This window comes from Flavobacterium commune (assembly GCF_001857965.1).
Classification (GTDB): Bacteria; Bacteroidota; Bacteroidia; order Flavobacteriales; family Flavobacteriaceae; genus Flavobacterium; species Flavobacterium commune.
Window position 1 is genome coordinate 1 of sequence record NZ_CP017774.1, and the last position, 16,581, is coordinate 16,581.

The 16,581-nt window shown below is 33.2% G+C and carries 12 protein-coding genes and 1 pseudogene; all 13 read right to left on the reverse strand.

The genetic code is table 11. The annotated features are described in order from the left end of the window. Positions 1 to 126 precede the first annotated feature (126 nt). Complete coding sequence (locus tag BIW12_RS00005; protein ID WP_157499441.1) at positions 127 to 594, reverse strand: chondroitinase-B domain-containing protein; 468 nt, start codon at positions 592 to 594, stop codon at positions 127 to 129. 161 nt (positions 595 to 755) lie between these two features. Next, positions 756 to 1,738 (reverse strand): annotated as a pseudogene (locus BIW12_RS16695) (sulfatase-like hydrolase/transferase). A 20-nt stretch (positions 1,739 to 1,758) separates the two neighbouring features. Further along, a complete protein-coding gene (locus tag BIW12_RS16615) occupies positions 1,759 to 2,112 on the reverse strand; it encodes a sulfatase family protein (protein ID WP_071183230.1) in 354 nt (117 codons plus the stop codon). Between the two features lie 125 nt (positions 2,113 to 2,237). Then, on the reverse strand, positions 2,238 to 3,062 hold the full coding sequence (locus tag BIW12_RS00025) for a formylglycine-generating enzyme family protein (protein WP_232227115.1): 825 nt from the start codon (positions 3,060 to 3,062) through the stop codon (positions 2,238 to 2,240). Further along, a complete protein-coding gene (locus BIW12_RS16525) occupies positions 3,044 to 3,346 on the reverse strand; it encodes a hypothetical protein (RefSeq protein ID WP_232227117.1) in 303 nt (100 codons plus the stop codon). The genes BIW12_RS00025 and BIW12_RS16525 overlap by 19 nt, the downstream gene beginning before the upstream one ends. Before the next feature lie 16 nt (positions 3,347 to 3,362). Beyond that, complete coding sequence (locus BIW12_RS00030; RefSeq protein WP_232227118.1) at positions 3,363 to 4,439, reverse strand: DUF4861 family protein; 1,077 nt, start codon at positions 4,437 to 4,439, stop codon at positions 3,363 to 3,365. Positions 4,440 to 4,579: 140 nt separating this feature from the next. Further along, positions 4,580 to 5,368: a gluconate 5-dehydrogenase gene (locus BIW12_RS00035; RefSeq protein WP_071183232.1), complete on the reverse strand. Its 789-nt coding sequence runs from the start codon at positions 5,366 to 5,368 to the stop codon at positions 4,580 to 4,582. Between the two features lie 20 nt (positions 5,369 to 5,388). Further along, entirely contained in the window at positions 5,389 to 6,867 is a 1,479-nt protein-coding gene (locus tag BIW12_RS00040) for a sulfatase family protein (RefSeq protein ID WP_071186027.1), read from the reverse strand. A gap of 13 nt (positions 6,868 to 6,880) precedes the next feature. Next, positions 6,881 to 8,446 (reverse strand): DUF4955 domain-containing protein, encoded by a 1,566-nt coding sequence (locus tag BIW12_RS00045; RefSeq protein WP_071183233.1) that lies wholly within the window; start codon positions 8,444 to 8,446, stop codon positions 6,881 to 6,883. A gap of 40 nt (positions 8,447 to 8,486) precedes the next feature. Beyond that, complete coding sequence (locus BIW12_RS00050; RefSeq protein ID WP_071183234.1) at positions 8,487 to 9,701, reverse strand: glycoside hydrolase family 88 protein; 1,215 nt, start codon at positions 9,699 to 9,701, stop codon at positions 8,487 to 8,489. 86 nt (positions 9,702 to 9,787) lie between these two features. Beyond that, positions 9,788 to 11,449 (reverse strand): RagB/SusD family nutrient uptake outer membrane protein, encoded by a 1,662-nt coding sequence (locus BIW12_RS00055; RefSeq protein WP_071183235.1) that lies wholly within the window; start codon positions 11,447 to 11,449, stop codon positions 9,788 to 9,790. Between the two features lie 19 nt (positions 11,450 to 11,468). Continuing rightward, complete coding sequence (locus BIW12_RS00060; RefSeq protein WP_083382017.1) at positions 11,469 to 14,633, reverse strand: SusC/RagA family TonB-linked outer membrane protein; 3,165 nt, start codon at positions 14,631 to 14,633, stop codon at positions 11,469 to 11,471. A gap of 392 nt (positions 14,634 to 15,025) precedes the next feature. Then, complete coding sequence (locus BIW12_RS00065) at positions 15,026 to 16,576, reverse strand: sulfatase family protein (RefSeq protein WP_071183237.1); 1,551 nt, start codon at positions 16,574 to 16,576, stop codon at positions 15,026 to 15,028. Positions 16,577 to 16,581 lie beyond the last annotated feature (5 nt).

Genomic DNA, 16,581 nt, shown 5'->3' on the forward strand with positions numbered 1-16,581 from the left:
ACCCTACACGGATAGCACCTCCGGCATTACCTTTCTTTTTGGGATTCGAGAAAAAGCAATGATCCACACGATGGTACATTGGTGGTGCAATTACCTGGCTTGTTTTGTCTGGAGCTTTTTGATTGTTTAAGTTAATAACCTGATCGAAGGTAAGTTTATTCGTAAAACTACAATGGTCAATGCGACAATGTGTGGGACATTTCCGTTTTCGTCCAATGATGTAGTAATGTATGCTGAATTAGCTTCATCGAAATTGTTAAATGCACAATTGGAAACCCTGCAATAGCTGGCATACATAGCAATAAGTCCGGGTCCATGTGACTTCCATTGATTTGGATTACGGTTTCCATTGGTAAAATAAATGCCGTTAAGCTCTGTGTATGTACCATACATAGCCACTTTCACGTCTCCACAGAAAATTACACTACCTGGTGTTTCCGCAATTAAAATTGGTTTACTGCTGCTTCCATTTTGTTTAAGCAATAATTGAATATCCTTATATTCTCCCTTTTTAAATACCAGGCTGTCTCCGGGTCTCAAATTATTTAAGACTTTATATGTTTGAGCAATTATCAACATAGATTTTTTTGGCAAAAATGTTAGTGTTAATACCAATTAATACAACGAAAGATAAAAAACATTTAATGCGCATGGTTATTCTACTTTGGATGTTATATGCCTTTAATTTGGAGTTGAAATATAAAAATGATTCTGGATTTAATGACCTAATATCCTTTTTGTTCATTTTATGAAAATTATGATTTACTCTTCCTGTTTATCTGTTTTCTAATTGGATACCATTTGAACGGAGGTAACTGTTTTTTCCAACGCATGTATTCTTTGGTCATGGCATCAGAAATTATTATTTCAGTGCCAAGTAAATCTTTAGTTTCAGAAATATCATTTTTCAAATTATACAATTGAGGCTGCTGATTTGGAAGAAAAACCATTTTAAAATCTCCTTTACGCATACATCCTCTATTGGTATTTACATACCAGAAAAGGGAACGATTATAATCCTTATCCGTAGGTGAATTAATCATTCTTATGAGATTCCTACCTTCAAGCCTAGCGTAAACACTATCTTTCAATTTGGCTCCTGCGGCAGTTAAAAAGGTAGGTAAAAAATCAAGTGTGGTAACTGGTATTTCGAATACAGTCCCCGGCTGTATTTTACCCTTCCAGCTCATAGCCATTGGCACTCGAATACCTCCTTCATACACATCACTTTTCATTCCACGCAATGGATAATTATCAGCAAAACTATGTTCTACCTGTCCACCGTTATCATTCGTAAAAAAATAATAGTATTTTCTAATAAATTCAATTGTTCAAGTGCTCTATATATTTTACCCACGTTTTCATCCATATTGTAAGTGAGAGCGGCATTTAATGCGCGGTTACGATTGTTTAATTCTTTAGTAAACCTCTCCAACAATTCCGGTTTAGCTTGCATAGGTGTATGCGGTGCATTGAATGACACATAAAGATAAAAGGGTTTATCCTTATTCGCTTTAATGAACTCTACCGATTTATCTCCAATTGCATCTGTCGTATATGGAATGGTTGAAGCATCCAGTTGATTCCCGTTTTCTTCAATAAACCGTTTTTTGGTTACATCATAAGCACTGCTACCCCAGAGAAATCCCCAGAAATAATCAAAACCTCTTTTATTGGGATGAAAAGGAGCAGACAATCCCAAATGCCATTTACCAACAATACCTGTAGTATATCCCAAAGGTTTTAGATAATCACCAACTAATTTTTGTTTGTTGGTAAACCAAGGCTATCAAGCGGAAGGTTATATTTTACCCCTTGAATAAAGTTTGTAGTGTGACCAAATTTTGCCTGATACACTCCTGTAAGCAAACCTGCCCTCGATGGACTACAAACAGCACCCGTAACATATCCATTAGTAAATTTTACACCTTCCTTCGCTACACGATCAATGTTTGGAGTAGGTATTAATCGTGAAGATTGAAAACTAAAATCGGCATAACCAGCATCATCAGAAAGGATAAAGACAATATTAGGCTTTTGCTGCGCAAGGGAGCAATTAAAAATTAAGATACAACAGCTAATAAAAACTATATGAAATAATTTAGAACTCATGATTATTTGTTTGGTTAATGGATTAATACTTTACTTACTATACAAGAATATTATCTACACTAAAAGCATAAATAATAATTTAAAACTGTTAAAGCGATACTCTTTTTCTATATTCTATTGTACAATTACTTGACATCTGCCACACATCTAAAACCAGTGTGTTGCAAACCAGTATCGGGTGATGACTTCATTCTTGCCGTAACGCGGTATCCTTTACAGTAAGAAGCATTACAAAGAAACGATCCTCCTCTAACCACTTTTTTAGGAATAGTAGGCTCCATTGGGTCATGACTCTTTGAAGGTCCTTTGGGATTTTCTGAGACAGATTGTGTTAATTCTTTATAATACTCAGGCGTGTACCAATCACTACACCATTCCCAAACATTTCCTGCCATATCATACAAACCATAACCATTAGGCGAAAATGATTTTACAGGAGCTGCTACTGTAAATTTATCAACAGCAGTATTCAAATAGGGAAATTTTCCCTGCCAAATATTTGCCTTGGGTTTCGCTTTTTCGGGCTCTTCATTTCCCCAAAAATATTTTTTATCAATCAATCCTCCTCGAGCTGCAAACTCCCATTCAGCTTCGGTAGGTAATCTTTTGCCAGCCCATTTTGCATATGCATTTGCATCGTCCCATGAAATGTGTACTACAGGATAATTTTCTTTTCCATTAATAGTACTTTCAGGTCCGTGCGGATGTTTCCAGCTAGCCCCTTTAGTCCATGTCCACCATTGGGATGCATCATTTAAATTAACTGCAGTAGTAGTAGGCGTAAAAACCAATGATGCCGCAACTAATAAACTTTCATCAGGTTTTGGAGTACCTGGAGGTAATTGTTTTTTTATTTCTTCCCAATTGGGTTTTATTTCAGCAGTTGTGATATAGCCTGTTGCCTTTACAAATTTCTCAAATTGGGCATTAGTTACTTCGGTAGCATCCATCCAAAAACTTTTGACAATAACCTTATGTTGAGGATACTCATCGATCTTCCTTCTTTATCCGAAGCCCCCATCAGAAATTCACCTCCGGAAATCTTCACCATCCCTTCGTAAGAAACTTTTTTTGATTTATTAACTGTATCTGAAGTTTTTCCAACAGAAAAACGAGCTGGTAAAGAAGCTTCACAACTCATTGTTTCATTAATAGCTTTTTTATCATCCTGCTTATTTTTACAAGCAAAAAAGAAAAAAGATAATAATCCAAAAATGGCAACATTAGATTTCATTAACTATAATTGAATTTTATTTTAAAATTACCAACAATGGATTCTTTAATCCCTGAGAAAAATGATTGAGATACTCAAACCATTGCGCTGAATTTGTAATTTTCCCTGCCTTATCCCAAACAGCTCCTGCATAATAAACTATTGGCTCACTATTTTTTGCCTCGGTTAGAGCTAATAATTGATTATTTCCTACCAACATATTCTTGACTTCAGTAGTTAAAACAGCACCAACCCCAGTCGTACCATCATTACCATGAGTAGGTTCCCAATACCCTATAATTCCTTGTTGCTCATTTAACAAAAGTACTCCACTTTCAGGTCTTTTACTTATACCAACTGCAACTGGTAATACTTTACTATCCACATAAGTGTAACTATTTTCTATTCGATTCAGTTGTAAACCTGCATCTAATGAAATTATTCGAGTACATCTAACTTTGATACCAACTGCATCCCAAGTATCGTACTCCAATTGAAAAGTAGAACGTAAAGGACCATTATCCAGTAATTTCCATCGATTGTAATTTCCGGAATAACGCACAGTATCTTTAATATAAGGTGCCATACTGCCTGCTCCTAAAGTAAAACCGACTTTGTAGTAATCTAATCCATTCCCGTGATCAACATGATACTCTCCTACCTTGTAGCGTTCATTTATAACCATTTTATCCGTTCGCTTTACCCAAACATCTAAACCATAAGCATCATCTCTTTTGCCTTCCAATGCTCTACCATAAGCTCTAAATGCAATACGGTCATTTTCCCAAGCAAAATCATCCAGTCTCTCAGGAACATAACGGGCAAAGGTTTTGGTTTGCAATACCATTGGTTTTCCTTTTTGTATAGATAGACCAACTGTTGTTTTGGCTTTGATACTTACTTGCACAAGTAAATTTTGAATTCCCGGAAGTCCTTTGTGTTCCAATTGATAGGGAATCTGCTTTTTAGTCTTAGCATTAATCACAACAAAATTTAACGTATCTATTTGAGGATAATGAGATAAGATGGTTTCCCATTTGATTGCTATAACAACTTCGTTTCTTTCTAAATTCGAATTATTCTGTATTTCAATAATTCTTTTTGTTTGGGACAAAAGTAGTAATGGAAAAAAAGAAATAATAAGCAAGCACTCTTAATGTATTTCATGATAGTATTTTAGATTTTGTTCTGATATTTATTTCCACTAACACTGCTTTTTGAAACAGTATTAGTGGAAATAGCTTAAAATATTTATTATTCATTAGAAGGTTTTCCAATGGTAGCAAGAATTCCTCCATCTACATAAAGGATGTGTCCGTTTACAAAATCACTCGCTTTTGAGCTTAAAAATATTGCCGCACCCTGTAAATCTTCTGGATCTCCCCATCTATTAGCAGGAGTTCTACTGATGATAAATTCATTAAATGGATGTCCGTCAACTCTGATTGGAGCTGTTTGGCTGGTTGCAAAATAACCTGGACCAATACCATTAGTTTGAATATTAAATTTGGCCCATTCAGTTGCCATATTTTTAGTTAACATTTTCAAACCTCCTTTAGCTGCAGCGTAAGCACTTACAGAGTCTCTTCCTAATTCGCTCATCATTGAACAAATGTTAATGATTTTACCTCCTCCGCGTTGAATCATCCCTTTGGCAACATTTTTTGAAACAATAAAGGGACTTATTAAATCTACATTTATTACCGCAGCGAAATCCTTAACCTCCATTTCGATAATAGGAGTTCTTTTGATAATACCTGCATTATTAATTAAAATATCAATTGGAGCCACTTCAGATTCTATTTTACTGATGCTGGCAATTACTGCTGCTTCATCAGTTACATCAAATACATATCCATAAGCTTCTATTCCTTCCGATTTGTATTCTGCGATAGCTTTGTCTATGTTTTCTTGCGAAAGATCGTTTACTACAATTTTTGCTCCGGCATATCCTAATCCTTTTGCCATAGCCATTCCTAAACCGTGAACTCCTCCTGTAATTAGTGCTGTTTTCCCTGTTAAATCAAATAAATTCATTGTCATTTTTTTTATTAAATACTTAATTATTCTAAAATAAAGCCATCTTTAGTTTTTTCAAGCCATTGCTTTAAAACGGGCTGTAATTTTTTTACAATTGGTAAATCTGGTTTATAAATATTAGTCAATTCAAAAGGATCTGCTTTTAAATCATATAATACATATTCCCCTTTCTTTTTTTTCTTTACAAACGAAAGTTTATAATCTTTAGTTCGGATTCCCCTAAAACCAGTATTCATATCAACATTGTCACTAATAATAGCACCTAAAATATATTGCTCGGTTGGCTTTTTCCCTTTACCGTTCAGATAATATTGAGCATAACTTTTACCATCTAAATTTTTAGGTATTTTATTTTTCAACCCCATAAGTTCTAATAGTGTTGGATAAATATCAGGCAAACTTCCTAAAAAAGTACTGTCTTTTCTTGGAACAATATGGTTTTTCCAACGAACTATGAATGGTATTCTTAATGATTCCTCAAAGATGTTATTTTTTGATATTTCCGAATGTTTACCTAAACAATTACCATGGTCAGCCATAATCACTACGATAGTATTGTCGTCTAATTTCATATCTTTAAGACCATTCAAAATACGTCCAATTTGTTCATCAACTCCCGTAATATTTGCATAATAATAACGAATATCTTTTCGATAAGTATCTCCCATTTTTGTCCCTGCAGCAGGAATATTGGGATCTTTAATAAGGTCTTCTAATGGAACATCTTTATAAAGCTGATAATATTTTTCAGGAACTCTTTGGTATTCTGAATGGGGTGGATTCATAGATACTACTAAAGAAAATGGCGCATCCGAATTTCTGATTTTACCTTCTTCATTTTTCATATATGCCAATGCTTTATCAGCTTCATGTATTGGTCCCCATTCATTTACATATTTAAATTCATCTCTTTTATCATAGGTATCCCAATACATTGGTCTATCGTGCTCATCATAAGTTCCATAAGCATACCAATAATCAAAACCGTGTCTTTTATCAGGTGAAGTCCATTCGTTCCATGCCACTGATCCTACATTATTAGATGTTGGCACATAAGGTTTATATGGTGAATCCAAATGCCATTTCCCAATATATCCATTAGAATATCCATTTTCTTTTAAAATATCAGACCAACATATAGCATTCTCCTGCAATTCAATTCCAAAAGGAGCAGATGCAGAATTTACATTACTGTAAACCTTATTTTTAATAGGATATTGACCAGTCATGAGCATAGCCCTGGCTGGCGAACAAACAGGATAATTACTGACCATCTGTTCCAACACTAAACTTTCCTTAACGTATTGATCTAAATAAGGAGTCATAACTGGCTCTCTCCCTTCAAAACCTACTGCTTGAGCTCTCCACTGATCAGCAAGAATAATAAGTAAATTTGGTGCTTTTTTATATTTAACATTATTTTGAGCATCACAAGAAATTCCAAAAACTATTGAGAGTAAAAGGAAAAATTTTGTACAAATACTATATCTTATATATTTCATAATTAGTTTTTTTTTATTCAAGTTCCTTAATCCATTTTGGTAACTTATCCAATCTTAATTTTAATTGAGCTAAATACAAAGAAGCAGGCTCTACAGCTTTTCCTATTGATTCTGATTGTCCTAGTTGATCCATTCTAAAAGTTGTTCCCTTACTGGTAAATCCAACAATAACAGGTTTAGGAATTTTCCAATATTCATATACTTTAGATGATGGCCAAAACTCAAAATCTTTTACCGGTTCATTAGTTTGTTTATAATTCCATAGAACTAAACCTTGCATATGATTAGGCATATTTTCTAATGCACCTCCTCCTCTATTTTTCATCAAACCGCCTTCAACACCATCTAATAATGTATTTCTTGGCTGGCTTGCGTGAGATTCAAAACAAGTTGTCGAAGGATAAGTACAATTTAAAATTACAGTATTCATTGATCCATGTGATGAACCAAAGGAATGCCATTGGGATGCTTCATCAACACAATTCGCAATTAATACATTGGTAGAACCATTAGAAGTAATGGCTTCATGACCACTGTTGCCGTCAATTTTACAATTTAATACAGAAATATTAGCACTTTGTAAAACTATTGCTGCAACACTACAATCGGTAAAACGACAATTTTTCATCCATGAATTTGTTGTTCTATTGATTCGCAACATCGTATAGCCACTATCATCTTGCCATGAACGATGATGAACAAATTTTTCTTTCCAATTGCCCACAAATGCAACATCCTCTATACCAATCTCTTCACTATTAGCAAATTTAGAAACTTCCCATTTGTATTTTGGATCAATAGTATACGAAACAGGTGCTTTAAGAATGAGCTTATTGTTTTTAATACTTTTGATTTGATAATAAACCTTAACATCAATTCCTTTATTAACCAGATAACTCCATGTTGGTTCAACTTGTTGAGTCTTCAATTCCGCTACAATTAAATCTTTATTATTATCTAATAATTTTAAAACAATCCAATCTCCTGACTCTAAACCTTCAATCGTATTTAACTCAATAGTACAATCTCCAACTGCTGCTGCTTTAGTAATAAATCCTATTTTTTTATCAGCACCTCCGCTAGTAAAAAGAAATAATGGTGGAACGGTCCACATTTTTGATGGATCTGCTGGCGGAAGTGTATTTTTCATATACAATTCAGTACCATTCAAACCAGAACCACTTCCTCTAAAAATGATATTGCCTTTCTTTGATATAATAGAATTTGTTGCATCACTTTCTTCATTCACTAAAAATCTTCCTTTAGGGAAAAAAACAATTCCAGAACCATTTTTATTAGCCGCATCTATTGCTTTTTGTATGGCAATTTTATCTGAAATATCATCATTAGGCTTTGCTCCAAAAGTGGTGACATCAAAAATCTTATAATTAGTAACATTGGGAATTTCTTTTTCTCCCTGATGATAACCTACATAAGAGAAATCAGGTAAAAGATTTCTATCTTTCTTATAATCTTCAAATATTTTAGATTTATCTTGAGCAAAAACATCTGTTAAAGCTAATAAATTCAGACAGACAATTAATATATTTTGAATAGGGCTTTTATTACAATTATACATTTTAATAGATTTTATTTAATTCATTAATGAATATTCTTTTCTACAAATACCAATCTTTGTAACGTAATAATGCTTCTAGGAAATAATAATCGGCATAAGTAAGAGGTACATCAATTTCACTTTTATGAGGAATTGATCCTACACTATGCTTCAAAAGAAAACCACCATTAGAACCTAATTGTGCTCGATATTTAGGACTAGATAATGACTTTAAAATAATTTTAGCAACATCAACATAATTTTGTTTTTCTTTTCCTGAAGTATATTGTCCTAATTCCAGCAAGGCTGAGGCAAACACGGATGCCGCTGATACATCTCTTAGCGCATCAGGGATTTTAGGGTCATCAAAATCCCAATACGGAATTTTATCGGCGGGTAAATTAGGATGGTTCAATATAAATTTTGCAATTCCTTGTGCCTGATTTAAGTAAACAGGATCTTTTGTAAAACGGTACATCATAGTATAACCGTAAAGTGCCCAACCTTGACCTCTACTCCATGAACTAGAATCTGAATACCCTTGAGCGGTAACTTTTTTACGAACTTCTCCAGTATTTAAATCATAATCTAGTACATGGTAGCTACTATAATCAGGTCTAAAATGATTTTTAATTGTGGTATTAGCATGATTTCTTGCTATATCGGCAAAACTTTTATCAGTACTATTTTGGCTTGCCCATTCCAGCATTTCAATATTCATCATATTATCAATAATAACCGGACCTACAAATCCTTTTTGTCTCAAGCCTCCATCGGTAATTTCCCAAGATTGGATCACTTTGGCATTAGGACGGTATCTTGTTGCCAATGATTTAGCCGATTCCAGAATTACTTTTTTATACTCTTCATTTTTAGTTAATCGAAACGCATTCCCATAACTGCAAAACATCATAAAACCTAAATCATGGTTTTTAGTGAAATACTTTACTGTATCTAAAATCGCTAATCTTTTTTTAGCATCTTCAAATACCCATGGTTTTTTAGTATATTCATAAATATATAGAAGCGTTCCCGGATAGAAACCACTACACCACCAGTACACATCAGAATTAATATGCTTGTTATTACTAAATGTTCTTGGCATTGAATCCAAAGGAGTCGCTTTCTCCAAATATTTATATTGCTTTGCTGCAAATACAAAATTATCCTGAATCATTTTTTTCATTACTGTCTTTTCTTTCTTATTAGCTTTTTGTGCAGAAACTGACAAGCTATAAAAAGATAGCAGTAATAAAAGATATTTAAGTATTTTCATAAGTTGTTATTTATTGTTTTTTTTAAAGAAATATAATATCACCATGATTCATTATATACAATGAATCATGGCAATTTGATAATTTATTAATTTAACCAAGGCTCACTTTGTGTTAATGCTTTATTTGACAATATTTCTACTGAAGGGATAGGGAATAATACGTTTCTTGCAGTAACATTTCTCCCTCCTAAACCTCCATACTGTTGGTTTGCTGGAGTTGGGGCTGCACTCATTTCAGCACCTACAGCATTCATTGTGCTAACAAATTTATTCCAACGAATTAAATCAGAACGACGTGTACCCTCAAAACACAATTCACGCATACGTTCATCTTCAATAAATAGTTGAAAAGCACTTTTAGACGCTGCTGCCGTTGCTGTTGCTACATCAGATGTTGGATAAGCTAGTGTCAAATTAGTTTGTCCATATCCTCTACGACGTACTTTATTAACTGCTTCAACAGCTTCTTCAGTTGGCCCATTTACTTGATTTTCAGCTTCCGCATACATTAAAAGAACATCCGCATATCTCAAAACAGGAAAATTAATAGGAGTATGATTTTTATTTTTAGGTGTTAGAATTTCATACTCTCTTCTCCATTTTCCACAATCTCTACCATAAGCCATTGTTTTTGCAATAGCAGTTTTGGCTCCAGTATTATTATTAAAAGTATAAGTTGTTAAGACCCAATCACGACGTAAATCGCCAGTGCCATATTTATTAAATAATCGACCTGTACCTTTAATAAAACCATAACTATATCCTATTGTTGATTCAAAATTAACTCCAGTCATAGTAATTCCATTGGTGTTTCCCACACGACCAGTTTCAGTATAGGAGTCAGTACGATTTCCTTTGAAATCAATTTCCCAAATACATTCTTTTACATCATAGATATCCTGTGCTTGGTTGATAAATATTTGACGGTATCCATTATTAGAGGTATTAGCTGTTATAGTTGGGTTAAAAGGTGCTAAAGCAGGATTAGTATCAAAACTAACATTCAAAGAATGTTCTCCTGAATCTATTACTTTTTTAGACCAAGCTAAAGCATCTGCATACTTTGAACTATCCATTAAAGGATAGCCAGCCATTTGCAAACAAACCCTAGCAAGAATACCCTGTACTGCTGTTTTAGAAATTCGACTAGAGTATCCATAAGAGGTAACAGTTCCAACTTTTGCTTCAGCTTCTGTCATATCTTTTAATATTTGAGCATACACTTCAGCAATTGAAGATTTAGCAATTTGAACCCCATTAGGACTAGTTGTAGGTGTAGTTTTTAAAGGTACTTCTCCAAATCTAGTTACTAGCATAAAGTAATAATAGCCTCTCAAAAATAAAGCTTCGCCTAAAATAACCTCACGTTTATTTTCATCCATCTTAGGAACATTTATATTTGCGATTAAATCATTAGCCCTATTTATTCCATTGTAGAGTTCACTCCATAATCCAGCCACATCAGCTGCAGTAGGATCAAAATTATACACCTGTGTACCTGTTACTTGAGCAGAACGAGCATAATAACCTTCATCAGTACAAGCCTCTAAAGTTGTATACATTGCATTTCCATACAATTTATCTGAACCTAAAGGATCATACACTCCAGCTAGAGCCTGTGTTAATCCTTCTTCATCTGTATAATATTGTTCTAAAGCAATTTTATTCTTTGGTTCGGTATTTAAAAAATCCTCGCATGAACTAGTGAAAATTGAGACCAGTAATAATCCTATATATATATTTTTCATCTGAAAAGAATTAATGTTATTAAAATGAAATATTTGTACCAAAAACTATAGTTCGTGCACGAGGATAGGATGAGAAATCGAATCCTGGTGTTAATGCTGAACTATAGGTATTTACCTCCGGATCTGGACCGGAATAATCAGTCCAAGTAATTAGATTTTGTCCTGACACATAAAATCTTAATGATTTTAAACGTAATTTTTTAAGAAAACTAGCATCAAAATTATAACCTAAAGAAACTGTTTTTAATCTTAAATAAGAACCATCTTCTACAAAATTAGATGAGTAACCTCCACCAAAGTAACCTCTGGTACGAAAAATATCTGAATCTGAATTCTCTGGTGTCCATCTATTTTCATAGCTGGCAAATTGATTTAAATAACCTTGGTTTTTTGTATTCCCTTCAAATAAAACACGATTAGCATTCAAAATGTCATTTCCATAAGACCACTGAAAAAAGATATTCAAATCAAAACCTTTATAAGTAAAGTTATTAGAAAATCCACCTGTATGAACAGGTAATCCTTTCCCAATTACAGTATAATCATTAGAATTAACTACTAAATCACCATTTTGATCTTTGTATTTTATATCTCCTGGTTTAATATTAGCTCTTGTATTACCGTTAGTTGTAACATCTGGCTTTAATGTATAAATACCTGTAGTTGTATCTAAATTAAAATCTTCATATTTGTAAGTTCCCAATGACTCATAACCATACATCAAACCCAAAGGTTGTCCTATTTTAGCTATGTAAGCACTTGTAGTATTCCATTGATTATCCCAATTTACAGTACTCTCAAGAGATTCTTGATCCTCACCTAAAGCAATTAACTTATTTTTATTAAAAGCTATATTAGCACTAGTAGTCCATGTAAAATCTTTTGTATTAATATTTTTAGTAGTTAAAGTTAACTCCAATCCTTTATTTTCAACACTTCCAATATTTTTTATTGCTGAACCAAATCCAGAAGAAGGAGGGAGTTGAGTATTTAATAATAAATCTTTTGTTATCTTCCTATATATGTCAGCAGTCAAAGTAATTCGTTGATTGAAAAAACCTAAATCAATACCTGCATCAACTTGCTCAGTTGATTCCCATTTTAAATCAGAATTTCCAAGATTTGTAGCAACAACTCCGGGTACATATTCATTATTAAAAACGTAACTATTCCCTATTGGGTTAAAATAAGTCGAAAGGTAATCAAAGTCTCCTACTCTATTATTTCCTGTCACACCATAACTTACTCTTAATTTACCCTCAGATAAAGTTTTATTATTTTTAAGAAATTTTTCTTTATCAAATCTCCAAGAAGCAGCAGCTGAAGGAAAGTAACCCCAATGGTTTTTAGAAGGAAACTTTGATGAACCATCTGCTCTGAACGATGCTGTTAAGAGATATTTAGAATCATAATTATAGTTAATCCTACCTAAGAAAGATGACATTGTCCAAACTGATGCCAAAGAATCTACACGTTGGGCTACTCCTTGATCTAATCCTGCTAATCCCAAATCTTCATTTGGTAATTGAGTAGCCGAACGACCATAAGACCATGAATCTCGTTTTTGGATTGTAAATCCTCCTAAAACATTAATTTTTGATTTTTTAGAAACTTTTTTATCCCAGGTTAATGTATTCTCATTTAACCAATTGCTAGAATTACTGTGTAAAATTCTTCCGTTTACTCCATTTGTATTTCCTGGAAATCCATATTGAGTCTTTGAATTATTAAATTGATCTTGTCTTAACCTATTTTCAATAATTCCAAACGAAGTTCTGAGTTTAAGGTCTTTTGTAAACAAATATTCTAAATATCCATTAGCATTAATATTTTTAGTAGTGTTCAAACGATACAAATTTTGTAAATTTAAAAGTGGATTCACTCTATAATCATTTGCTGAATTAACATCCGGATCCTGAAGTAAATCAAGTACTGAAGAATCAGTTGCAATTGGTCTGTATCCCCATACCGAAACCATAATATTTGTAGTAGCACTTCCTGTTGACATGGCTGGATTAATTCCTGATTGTTCTAAATGGCTATAATTAGTATTAATTCCTATTTTCAATTTATCGGTAATTTTATAATCCAAAACTGCACGACCTTGATATCTTTTATAATTGGAATTCAATAAAATACCATCTTGATCACTTGTCGAACCAGAAAATGCGTATTTTAATTTTTTAGTCCCACCTCTTACAGAAAAATCATTATTTTTAAACAAAGCAGTTCGAGTAGTCAAGTCTTGCCAATCGATACCTTTCTGCGTTTTATAATAATCTAGGGTTTTTCCATCAGAAAGATAAATCTCTGTCGGTGAACGCGGTATTGACGTTTCAGCAGGATTAAGCTCTAGTTGATATTTCACAAATTCATAAGGACTCATCAATTCCATTTTACTTATATTATTTTGAACCCCTACTGAACTTGAGAAACTAAATACCGCTTTGCCAGCCTTACCTTGTTTTGTAGTAATCACAACAACCCCATTAGCTCCTCTAGCACCATAAATAGCAGTAGCCGATGCGTCTTTCAAAATATCAATCGATTCAATATCACTTGGATTCACAACATTATTATCAGGATCTTCAATCAAAAAACCATCCACAACATATAACGGACTATTAGCCTGTGTAACTGAGTTATTCCCTCTAATTACTATATTAATACCTGCTCCAGGTCTACCATCTGAAGATGTGACCTGAACTCCCGCTACTCTACCAGCCAATGCCTCATCAAAAGAGCGAACAGGCGCTTTATTTAAATCACTCATAGCTACGCTAGAAACTGCCCCTGTCAAATCTTTCTTTTTAACTGTTCCATATCCAATTACAACAACTTCCTCCAAAGCACTGGTTGTCGATTTTAAAGTAACAGCTACAGTTGTTTTATCTTGAACAGCAAGAGTACTGGTTTCAAAACCGATGTAAGTAAAAATCAATTGATCTTTTGATGCAGCGGTTATTTTAAATTGACCATTTCCATCTGTTAAAGTAGCTACTTTAGTCCCTTTTACAGAAACTGTAACCCCAGGAAGAGGTTCATTTAGATTATCATTTACTGAACCTGATATTATTCTGTTTTGTGCATGTATAAATGCTGGAGCAATCATACAAAAAACGCCCATTAAAAACTGCTTTAAAGCAATATTAAATATTGGGAATTTCAATTGGTAATTTTTCATAAGCCTCTATTTATATGGTTAATATGTTAGTTTATACTACAATATTATGCAAACGTTATTATATAAACAAGATAAAGCATGAAAAAATGTGCTCGAGCACAAAAAATTAACTAAAATGTAATAAAATGACCCTTGTTTTAATTTTTATTTTTTTTATTAGCTTAAAAAAACCATATTATTAACTATAAAAAAGTCATTTAGTTAGAATTATTATTTTTAAATTTTATTGTGGAAATAAGAACTAAAAAGTTGCTGAAATTAACTTAAAGAAAACCAACAATGTAAAATCTTAAAAACTAAAAAAGAATTAATTTAATAAATAAAAAATTGCATTCATAAGCCAATTTCGAATTGGAAAATGAATGCAATTTTTTTTAAAATTATTTTCTAATTTACTCTTTTATCTGAGTCTTTTCTTTTAACAACTTGGCTAACTCATTAACTTTATTTGGAAATTTTTTAGCTAAATTATTTTTTTCACCTAAATCTTCGTTTAAATCATACAATTGGGGTTCATTCGCATTACCTGTTTCAATACCCACTAATTGATCATAAGAAATTCCATCATTAGCAGGGATAAATTTCCAATTGTCTTTTACTATAGCAAGAGTTCCACCTTTACCTAATGTGTTTCCTCCTTGTTCTATTAAAATAGTTCTTCCTTTTTCTGATTTACCAAGAAAAGTTTCTAATGTATTTTCACTGTCTGGCGCATCTTCTTTTAGAATAGGTTGTTCCAATAAATTAGAAAAAGATGCTAATAAATCCATTTGACAAACCATTCCAGAAGATACTTTTGGTTTTACAACATCCGGCCAACTTAAAATAAATGGCACTCTTGTTCCCGCTTCCAGAACACTATACTTTCCACCTCTTAAAATTCCATTTGGGGTATGTCCATTTAGTTGACTTACTGCTTCATCTTGATAGCCATCATCCAAAACTGCACCATTATCACTTGTAAAAATAACCATCGTATTTTGGTTAATTCCCAATGTTTCTAGCTGTTTCATGATTTGACCTACCGTCCAATCTAACTGCAAAATTGCATCTCCACGATAACCCAGACCACTTTTTCCCTTAAACATCGTGGCAGGCATACGCGGAACATGAGGTTCAGTAAGAGCAAAATACAGAAAGAATGTTTTCTTATGATTCTCCTCTATAAATTCTTTTGCTTTTTCTAAAAAAGTTGTAGAAACTTCCTCATCAACCCATCTTGCTTTATTACCACCACTCATGTAACCGATACGTCCAATACCATTAACAATTGTATTGTCATGTCCTTGTCCTGGAGAAGATTTCATTTTTAATAATTCAGGATGCTCTTTCCCCGTAGGATCATTACCTACTTTACTACTGTAATCTACTTGAATTGGATCATTAGTATCTAAGGCAACAACCTTGTGATTTTCCATAAAAACGGATGGTACCCTATCAGCCGTTGCAGGGAAAATAAAGGAATAATCAAAACCAACTTCATTTGGGCCTGGCTTTATTTCTCCATTCCAATTTTTAGCTACCTGATCTCCTAAACCTAAATGCCATTTACCTACATTGGCTGTTCTATAACCTGCCTGCTGAAATAATTTTGGCAAAGTCATTTTATTTGTTGGAATAATTAAAGCTGCATCTCCCGGTAAAATCCCCGTTCCTGATTTTCTCCATGGATATTGCCCCGTAAGCAATGCGTATCTGGAAGGAGTACATGTTGCCGAAGTACAATGAGCATTGGTAAAACGTACCCCTTGATTAGCCAGTTTATCCAAATTTGGAGTTTTAAGCTTAGTTGCTCCATAGCAGCTTAAATCACCATATCCAAGATCATCTGCGTAAATAAAAATCACATTGGGTTTGGCTGAAATTTGTTTATTTTGAGACTCTTGGGAATAAAAACTAAAAGTTATTAAAGTTAAACAGCCAGTAATAATTGATTTTATCATTTTTA